The organism is Silanimonas lenta DSM 16282 (assembly GCF_000429065.1).
Taxonomy (GTDB): Bacteria; Pseudomonadota; Gammaproteobacteria; order Xanthomonadales; family Xanthomonadaceae; genus Silanimonas; species Silanimonas lenta.
Map to the genome: position 1 here is coordinate 314,713 of NZ_AUBD01000005.1, position 6,838 is coordinate 321,550.

A 6,838-nucleotide genomic window follows, 5' to 3' on the forward strand; every position below is an offset into this window, starting at 1 on the left:
TCCCATGCCTGCCAGTACCATCCACCCCGCCCTGCACTTCCGCGCCGCCACCCTCGCCGACCGCGATGCCCTGGTCGCCCTCGTCACCTCGGCCTACCGCGGCGAGACGAGCCGCCAGGGCTGGACCACCGAGGCCGACCTGCTCGACGGCCCGCGCATCGCCCCCGAGGTGCTGGAACACGACCTCACCCGCCCCCGCAGCCGGGTGATAGTGGCGGGCACCCCGGAGATGCCGCTGCTTGCCTGCGCCCATGTCTGCGACGAGGGCGGCGCGGGCTATTTCGGCATGTTCGCAGTGCGCCCGGAGCGCCAGGGCGGCGGCATCGGCGATGCCCTGCTGCGCGAGTGCGAGCGCATCGCCCGCGAGGAGTGGCGGCTGCCGCGGATGCGCATGACGGTGATCGACCTGCGCGAGGAACTGATCGCCTGGTACGAACGCCGCGGCTACCGCCGTACCGGCATCAAGAAACCCTTCCCCTACGGCGACGAGCGCTTCGGCCGCCCGCGGCGGCCGGACCTGCGCTTCGAGGTGCTGGAAAAACCGCTGTGAACTGGATCCGCGTCTGCGCCGAACACGAGCTCGCCCCCGGCGAGACCCGGGTGGTCTGGGACGGCGATACCCCGATCCTGGTGCTGAACTACGACGGCCTCCTCTTCGCCTACGAGGACCGCTGCAGCCACGAAGACTACGAACTCTCCGCCGCACCCTTCGATGCCGCGGAAGGCGTGCTGGAATGCCTGCTGCATTCGGCGAAGTTCGACGTGACGAACGGCCACCCGCTCTGCCCGCCGGCGTATGCCCCGCTGGTGAAGTTCCCGGTGAAGGTGGAAGACGGCGCCATCTGGACCCGCGACGACCGCTGAACCGGCCGCCTCGGCGCTTGAGGCAGATCAAGGCCGGCCGCACCGGCGCTGGCAGGCTTGCCGCGTTCCATGCGGAAGCGATCCATGACCGTCACCTCTTCTGCCTCTTCGCCCCCTGCTCCTTTCACACTGCCGAGCACTGGCAGCCCGCCCTCCGCCCCCTCCCCACTGCTGCTGGCGGAACGTGCCGCCCGGGGCGAGTCCATCCCCTGGAGCGATGCGCTCTCGATCGGCATCCCCAGCATCGATGCCCAGCACCGGGTGCTGCTCGCCTACCTCAACCAGCTCTCCTCGGCCATCGTCCGCGGCCAGGATGCCGCCGTGCTGGCCGAGGTGATCGCCGGCCTCGAGGGCTATACCCGGCTGCATTTCCGCCATGAGGAGCGCCTGTTCGCCCTGCATGGCTGGGAGGAAGAAGCCGGACATGTGCACGGGCACCGGCATTTCGAGCAGCAGCTCGCCGCCTTCCGCGAACGCCTCGCCACCGGCGATGCCGCCCTGGCCCGCGACGTGCTGCGCTTTCTCATTGCCTGGCTTGCCGAGCACATCCTCGAGGACGACCTCGCCTACAGCGCCCACCTGCGCGCCTGCGGCGTGCGCTGAAGCGCTTCAGCCGCCTGCGGCGGTGCCGGGTGTTCGCTCGATCCGCGCGATCAGCAACTCTCCCCCGCCCTCGATGGCAGTGCGCCCGGCGCCGGCCCCGAGATGCGCAGCGTCGCCGGCCGCCAGCCGTCCTGCCGGCGTACGCACCTCACCCGCCAGCACATAGAGCAGCCAATCCACTCCAGGCTCGCCGAAGAACAGCATCGAGCCGACGATGGGCCGATGCAGCAGGCGGGCCTGCACCGCCGCCCGCCGCCAGATCAGGTTGAAGTCGAGGGTGGGCCCCTCTACCAGCCGGGCCGACACCGTGGCCTCCCCGGCAAACCGATGCCGACCATGCGGCGGCGCCAGGCGCACCGTCGGCCCCTGCTCGAAGTCGAGGTCCATGCCCTGGCCGGCCAACAGCACGATCTCACGCTCGCAGCCGGGGAAGGCCGAGAAGGGGCCGTCGCTACCGACCTCGGCCACCGACGCTCGCCAGTCCCAGTCGCCCTCGGCTGGAAAGCGCAAGATCTCGCGGGTGAAGCCGCCGCCATTCTTCCAGCGTTCGCGGCGATAGGTGGTGGCAGGCAGCAGCTGGAGCACGTCGTCGGCCCGGGATGGTGGGCCACCGAGTCTAAAAGAAGGCCCGGCGCTCCCCTCCCTGGGAGACACCGGGCGGGCATCCCTGCCTGGGCGCGGTCCGTGCGCCCCTCCTTCGCTACGCCCCCATCCGGGGGCGAGGTCAATGGACCCGGGGGGCGGGCGCCACTGAGCGGGGTGCCGCAGCCGCAGGCGCCGTGGCCTGGGCGGCGGGGCGGCTGGCCGGCGCGGCGGCAGGCGCCGGGCCGACCGTGATCCGGTCGCGGTTGATCTCGAGGGTGGCCGGGCCGATGCCGCGCACGTTCACCAGCTGCTCCACACTGCGGAACGGGCCATGCTGGCGACGGTGCTCGACGATGGCTGCGGCCTTGGCCGGGCCCACGCCCTGCAGCACGCGGTCGAGGGTGGCGGCATCGGCAGTATTGATGTTGACCTTCTCCACCGCGGCAAAAGCCGGAAGAGCGAGGCCGAAAGCAAGACACCAGGCCATCAGAGCGAGCTTGAAACGGTTCATCGGGGCATCTCCTGTCGGTTCCGTTGGGGGGCCGGGCGGGCTTCGTATCCCGACGCACCGGCCGTGACAGGATCACCGTCACCGGGGAGCCACGATATCGAGCGGACGGCGCGGCGGAACTCGGACAACGCCCGATGCGGGGGTAGGAAAAGGCTTACCCCCGCCGAGGGACTACAATCGGGGGCCCAACGAATCCCTGCCCGGTGAGTGCCCCCATGGACCCCGTCCGCACCCAGTCCTTCGTCGGCCAGCTCTGGGACGACGACATCGTCCCGCGGCTCGTCGAGTACATCCGCATCCCCAACAAATCACCCATGTTCGATGCCGACTGGGTGAAGCACGGCTACATGGAAGACGCCACCCAGTTGCTCGCCAACTGGGCAAAAAAGCAGCCGGTGAAAGGCATGACGGTGGAGATCGTGCGCCTCGAGGGCCGTACCCCGCTGATCTTCATCGAGATCCCCGGCACCGACGGCGGCGGCACGGACGCCGATACCGTGCTGCTCTACGGCCACCTCGACAAGCAGCCGGAAATGCACGGCTGGGACCCCGACCTCGGGCCCTGGACCCCGGTCCTCAAGGGCGACCGGCTCTATGGCCGCGGCGGGGCCGACGACGGCTACGCCCTGTTCGGCTCGCTGGCCGCCATCCAGGCCCTGCAGGACCAAGGCAGGCCGCACTGCCGCGCCGTGATCCTGATCGAAGCCTGCGAGGAATCCGGCAGCTACGACCTGCCGTTCTACGTGGATCACCTCGCCGCGCGCATCGGCAAGCCCTCGCTGGTGGTCTGTCTCGACTCCGGCTGCGGCAACTACGAGCAGCTCTGGTGCACCACCTCGCTGCGCGGCCTGGCCGGCGGCAACCTGCGCGTCGACGTGCTGGAGGAAGGCGTGCACTCGGGCGATGCCAGCGGCATCGTGCCCTCCTCCTTCCGCGTGCTGCGCCAGCTGCTGGCGCGCATCGAGGACATCGAGACCGGCCGCATCACACTGGACGCCCTGCACGTCGAGATTCCGGCCGAACGCATCGAACAGGCCCGGCGGGCCGCCGCGGTGCTCGGCGAGGCGGTCTATGCCAAGTTCCCCTTCGTGCCCGGCATGCGCCCGGCCAGCGAAGACCTCACCGAACTGGTGCTCAACCGCACCTGGCGTCCGGCCCTCTCGGTCACCGGCCAGGAAGGCTGGCCGCCGCTCTCCGATGCCGGCAACGTGCTGCGCCCCTACACCGCGGTGAAGCTCTCGATGCGCCTGCCGCCCACCGCCGACGGCGCCGCCGCCGGCGAGGCCCTGCGCTCAGCCCTGCTCGCCAACCCGCCCTACGGCGCGAAGGTGAGTTTCGAACTGGAGAAGAGCAGCACCGGCTGGAACGCCCCGGCGATGAGTCCCTGGCTCTCGCAGGCCATCGAACGAGCCTCACAGCAGGCCTTCGGCGCCCCGGCCATGTACATGGGCGAGGGCGGGACCATCCCCTTCATGGGCATGCTCGGCGAGAAGTTCCCCGGCGCGCAGTTCATGATCACCGGCGTGCTGGGCCCGCACAGCAATGCCCACGGCCCGAACGAATTCCTGCACATCCCCACCGGCAAGCGGGTGACGCAGGCGGTGGCGCAGGTCATCGCCGAGCACTACGAGGCCTCGCAAAAGGGCCTGACGCGCGGTGTCGGCGTGCATGCCGGCCACGGCCAGTTCGGCGACCATGGCTGCTGCTGAACCGATTCCCCCACCACAGGACCCACCGCGATGGACCTTTCCTTCCTCGGCTATGGCTGGCTGCAGATCCTGCTGCTCGGCTTCGTGGCCGGCCTGCTCGCCCGCTGGATCTTCCCCGGCCGGCAAAAGCTCGGCCTGATCCTCACCACCCTGCTCGGCATGGCCGGCGCCATCTGTGCCTCATGGGTGCTCGATACCTTCGACATCAGCGTGGGTGGCCGCTGGATGCGCTTCGCCGCCGCGGTGGGCGGGGCCGTGGGCCTGCTGGCCCTGGTGCAGGCCCTCAAGGGCAAGTGAGCCGATGACGGCCACCGCCACGCCCGAGGCCGAGGCCACCCCCCAGCGCGCCGAGGCCCGTCTCGCCTTCGCCCGGACGGCCTTGGGGGATGCTTCGGTCACGCTGGAGCGCGCCTCGGTGGACGCCGGGCACCGCAGCTACTGGCGCAGCAGCGGCGAGCCCTCGCACATCCTCATGGATGCCCCGCCCGGACTCGAGGACGTGCGCCCTTGGCTGGCCATGCGCGACCGGCTCGAGGCCGGCGGCGTGCGCGTGCCGCGCGTGCTGGCGCAGGATCTCGACGCCGGCTTCCTGCTGCTGGAAGACCTCGGGCCACGCACCCTGCTGCAGGTGATCGACGAAGCGAATGCCGAAGCCTGGTTCAAGGCCGCCATCGAGCAGCTGCTGCGGCTGCAGGCGATCTGCCTGCCCGCAGAGTTCCCGCGCTACGACGAGGCCCTGCTGGCCCGCGAGCTGCGCCTGTTCGATGAGTGGCTGCTGGGCCGCCACCTCGGCCTCGCCCTCGATGGTGCCCGGGCCGAATCGCTCGACAAGGTGTACCGCCGCCTGATCGAGGCCGCCCTGGCCCAGCCGCGCGTACTGGTGCACCGCGACTTCATGCCGCGCAACCTGATGCCGCTCGCCGATGGCCAGCTTGCCGTGCTGGACTTCCAGGACGCCGTGGCCGGCCCGATCGCCTACGACGTGCTCTCGCTGTTCAAGGACGCCTTCCTGAGCTGGCCGGCCGAGCTCGTCGAGTGGGGCCTCGCCCGTTACCACGAACGGGCGCGCCACGCCGGCCTGCCGGTGCCGGCGCTGGCCGACTTCCGCCGCGATGTGGACCTCATCGGCGTGCAGCGGCACCTCAAGGTGCTGGGCATCTTCGCCCGCCTGAACCACCGCGACGGCAAGCCGAAGTACCTCGCCGACGCCCCGCGCTTCCTGCGCTACCTGCTCGACGTGCTGCCGCACTACCCGGCGCTCGACCCGCTGCGCCCGCTGCTGGAAGAACAGGTGCTGCCGCCGCTGGGCGCGCTGCCGCCGCGCTGATTCTGCCCTGCCCATGAGCGACCGCCCGCTGCGCGCCCTCGTCTTTGCCGCCGGCAAGGGCGAGCGCATGCGCCCGCTCACCGACACCCTGCCCAAGCCCCTGCTGCCCGTGGGTGGCAAGCCGCTGATCGTGTGGCACCTCGAGAAGCTCGCCGCCCTCGGCGTGCGCGAGGTCGTCATCAACACCAGCTGGCTGGCCGACCGATTCGCTCCCGCCCTCGGCGACGGCGCCGCCTGGGGCCTGCGCCTCCACTACGTCCATGAAGGCCCCGAGCCGCTGGAAACCGGCGGCGGCATGCTCAACGCCCTGCCCTGGCTCGGCAGCGCGCCTTTCCTTGCCATCGCCGGCGATGTCTTCACCGACTTCGACTTCGCCCGGCTCCCGCGCGAACCCCGCGGCCTCGCCCATCTCGTGATGGTGGAGAACCCGCCGCACCATCCGCAGGGCGACTTCCGGCTGGACCACGAAGGCCGCCTGCACCCGCGGACCGCGGGCGATGCCGGCGAAGCCCCGGGAACGGCCCTGACCTTCGCCGGCATCGGCCTCTACCGCCCCGCCTTGCTCGCGCACTGGCGCGAGGCCGTGGGCAATGCCCCCGGCGCCGACGGGCACCCGCCCCGCTTCAAGCTGCGCCCGCTTCTCGACGCCGCCATGACCGCCGGCCAGCTGCATGGCGAGCGCCATGCCGGACACTGGACCGATGTGGGCACCCCGGAACGCCTGGCGGCGCTGGATGCCGGGATCCGGGCGCAGGCCTTCGACTAGCCGGTGGTCCGGGAAACCCGGCAGGTCAGCGCAAACGGAAATGACATGAGCGCAATTTCATTACTGCGGTACATATTGCTGTCCGTTTGCGGAGGCGCATTCTTTGCCGGTGCAGTCGCGATTGCCTTGTGCCTCCCTGACCTGCCTGGCGATTTTCGGTCCAGTTGAAAGTTGAGAGGATGGCTCCCGACGAAGACGAGGAGCCCATGCGTAAGTCCCGATTCACCGAAGAGCAGATGGTCAAGATCCTGCGGGAGGCCGACCGATCCCCCGTGGCGGAAGTGGCCAGGAAGCACGGCGTCAGCGAGCAGACCCTGTACCTGTGGCGGAAGCGCTACGGGCAACTGGAGGCGGCGGATGTGAAGCAGCTGCGCACCCTGCAGCAGGAAAACGCCCGCCTCAAGAAGCTGCTGGCCGAGCGCGACCTCGAGATCGAGGTCATGAAGGAGATCACCGCAAAAAAGTGGTGAGCG

The 6,838-nt window shown here is 70.2% G+C and carries 9 protein-coding genes and 1 pseudogene; 8 read left to right on the plus strand and 2 right to left on the minus strand.

Annotated elements, in window-relative coordinates:
- Positions 1-4: 4 nt before the first annotated feature.
- The 3 genes from G408_RS0104040 (at position 5) to G408_RS13080 (ending at position 1,467) form a co-directional block, all read left to right on the plus strand.
- Positions 5-550: a GNAT family N-acetyltransferase gene (locus G408_RS0104040; protein ID WP_156890040.1), complete on the plus strand. Its 546-nt coding sequence runs from the start codon at positions 5-7 to the stop codon at positions 548-550.
- The gene (locus G408_RS0104045; RefSeq protein WP_028770051.1) at positions 547-864 is read left to right on the plus strand and encodes a Rieske (2Fe-2S) protein; all 318 of its coding nucleotides are present in this window, start codon (positions 547-549) and stop codon (positions 862-864) included. Before G408_RS0104040 ends, G408_RS0104045 begins: the two co-directional genes overlap by 4 nt.
- Before the next feature lie 84 nt (positions 865-948).
- Entirely contained in the window at positions 949-1,467 is a 519-nt protein-coding gene (locus G408_RS13080; RefSeq protein WP_051282594.1) for a bacteriohemerythrin, read from the plus strand.
- Positions 1,468-1,473: 6 nt separating this feature from the next.
- Here the strand turns inward: G408_RS13080 and G408_RS0104055 are convergent, their stop codons facing one another.
- The gene (locus tag G408_RS0104055; RefSeq protein WP_028770052.1) at positions 1,474-2,052 is read right to left on the minus strand and encodes a HutD/Ves family protein; all 579 of its coding nucleotides are present in this window, start codon (positions 2,050-2,052) and stop codon (positions 1,474-1,476) included.
- A gap of 139 nt (positions 2,053-2,191) precedes the next feature.
- Positions 2,192-2,563 (minus strand): ComEA family DNA-binding protein, encoded by a 372-nt coding sequence (locus G408_RS0104060; RefSeq protein ID WP_028770053.1) that lies wholly within the window; start codon positions 2,561-2,563, stop codon positions 2,192-2,194.
- A gap of 215 nt (positions 2,564-2,778) precedes the next feature.
- Here G408_RS0104060 and G408_RS0104065 point away from each other — a divergent pair, with 215 nt between their 5' ends.
- The 5 genes and pseudogenes from G408_RS0104065 to G408_RS0104085 form a co-directional block, all read left to right on the plus strand.
- Positions 2,779-4,272, plus strand: a complete 1,494-nt coding sequence (locus tag G408_RS0104065; protein WP_028770054.1) for a M20 family metallopeptidase — start codon at positions 2,779-2,781, stop codon at positions 4,270-4,272.
- A 30-nt stretch (positions 4,273-4,302) separates the two neighbouring features.
- The gene (locus tag G408_RS15715) at positions 4,303-4,569 is read left to right on the plus strand and encodes a GlsB/YeaQ/YmgE family stress response membrane protein (RefSeq protein ID WP_028770055.1); all 267 of its coding nucleotides are present in this window, start codon (positions 4,303-4,305) and stop codon (positions 4,567-4,569) included.
- Positions 4,570-4,573: 4 nt separating this feature from the next.
- Entirely contained in the window at positions 4,574-5,599 is a 1,026-nt protein-coding gene (locus G408_RS0104075) for an aminoglycoside phosphotransferase family protein (RefSeq protein WP_028770056.1), read from the plus strand.
- A gap of 28 nt (positions 5,600-5,627) precedes the next feature.
- A complete protein-coding gene (gene murU, locus G408_RS0104080) occupies positions 5,628-6,365 on the plus strand; it encodes an N-acetylmuramate alpha-1-phosphate uridylyltransferase MurU (protein ID WP_028770057.1) in 738 nt (245 codons plus the stop codon).
- A 206-nt stretch (positions 6,366-6,571) separates the two neighbouring features.
- Positions 6,572-6,829: pseudogene (locus tag G408_RS0104085) on the plus strand (transposase); the annotation flags it as partial.
- Between the last annotated feature and the right edge of the window lie 9 nt (positions 6,830-6,838).

Excerpts from the sequence above, each read along its gene's own strand:
- G408_RS0104040 (WP_156890040.1), top strand. The coding sequence starts at position 5 with ATGCCTGCCAGTACCATCCACCCCGCCCTGCACTTCCGCGCCGCCACC.
- G408_RS13080 (WP_051282594.1), top strand. The coding sequence starts at position 949 with ATGACCGTCACCTCTTCTGCCTCTTCGCCCCCTGCTCCTTTCACACTG.
- G408_RS0104060 (WP_028770053.1), bottom strand. The coding sequence starts at position 2,563 with ATGAACCGTTTCAAGCTCGCTCTGATGGCCTGGTGTCTTGCTTTCGGC.
- G408_RS0104065 (WP_028770054.1), top strand. The coding sequence starts at position 2,779 with ATGGACCCCGTCCGCACCCAGTCCTTCGTCGGCCAGCTCTGGGACGAC.
- G408_RS15715 (WP_028770055.1), top strand. The coding sequence starts at position 4,303 with ATGGACCTTTCCTTCCTCGGCTATGGCTGGCTGCAGATCCTGCTGCTC.
- G408_RS0104075 (WP_028770056.1), top strand. The coding sequence starts at position 4,574 with ATGACGGCCACCGCCACGCCCGAGGCCGAGGCCACCCCCCAGCGCGCC.